Origin of the sequence: Parasporobacterium paucivorans DSM 15970, from assembly GCF_900141895.1 — a bacterium.
In the GTDB taxonomy this organism is placed as follows: domain Bacteria; phylum Bacillota; class Clostridia; order Lachnospirales; family Lachnospiraceae; genus Parasporobacterium; species Parasporobacterium paucivorans.
On sequence record NZ_FQYT01000052.1, the window covers coordinates 1 to 1,277 of the forward strand.

Here is a 1,277-nt window from a genome sequence, read left to right on the forward strand (position 1 = left end):
CACTCTTTTTGCTTTTACAGAATATCATACAGTCGTCCGCATAGCGCACAAATCTGTGCCCTCTGCTTTCTAGTTCCTTATCCAATTCATTCAGCATGATATTGCTAAGTAGTGGACTCAATGGTCCGCCTTGGGGCATTCCAACATCTGTCTTTTCAAACATCCCATTTTGGATTACTCCCATATTGAGATATTTGTGAATAAGCGATATTACTCTGCCATCCTTGATAGTACGTGATATCACTTCAATGAGTTTGCTTTGACACACTGTATCAAAGAATTTCTCTAAATCCATATCTACCACATATACGTAACCATCATTAACATTCTGCTGGCACTGTTTCAATGCATCGTGTGCACCTCGTTTTGGTCGAAAACCATAACTTTTCTCCGAGAACTGTTCTTCATAGACAGGGGTGAGTACCTGTGTAATTGCCTGTTGAAATACACGGTCAACCACGGTTGGTACACCCAGTTTTCGGGTTTCGCCTTTTGTTTCTTTGGGTATTTCTACCCTTCGGACTGGATTAGGTTTATATTTCCCATCCTTTAACTTTTGGACAAGTTGCCTTTGGTTATCTTTGAGAAACGATAGAAGTTCATCCACGCTCATCCCATCGACACCGCCTGCTCCTTTGTTAGATTTCACTTTCTTGTAAGCCTTATTTAAGTTATCTGACTGTAAAATCTGCTCCAACAGTTTGTCCGTCTGAAAATCTGTAATGATGTCGTTGTTTTCAGTAATCCTTGAATGAGCGGACACTTCTGCATACTCTCTCTGTTCCGCCGATACCATTTGCAGATAGTCCTCAATATGAAGTTGTCTGTCCTTAATTTCATTCTTGGTTACCTTCATTTACTCACATCTCCTAAAGTTTAGTCCTTCCCAACTCATCTGCAACTTTGTTGGTACTATGACGTCGGCTGACTTCTCATGATAAATCTTATTTCAACCGTAACGTGGAATATTTTATCCTTCTTGTCACGTCCATGAGACCTCCCCAGGTAAGAGCACAATCTTCCTCTCCATGTATCTGCCATATTTACAATTATTATTTCCCGAGTAGTTATTGGACTTCAACTTGTTGTGCAGCCTTATCCATAATAATTGCCTGATATGATTTCTGTTCGTCAGACCAGAGATTTGCCCACGGACTTCCTTCAGATTCGCAATCGCTCACGACACCCTTGTCTTAGGCTATGTCTTTCCCACTACTAGGGCAGACTAGGGACTTTAACCCTTAAGATTGTGCCCATGCTGGGCACACACAAAAAAA

General features: G+C 41.2%; 1 protein-coding gene. It reads right to left on the reverse strand.

Annotation, left to right across the window (positions count from 1 at the left end):
* Window positions 1–856 (reverse strand): group II intron reverse transcriptase/maturase (ltrA, locus tag BUA79_RS12160; protein ID WP_073994678.1); only part of this gene is annotated, 856 nt, incomplete at its 3' end.
* Window positions 857–1,277 lie beyond the last annotated feature (421 nt).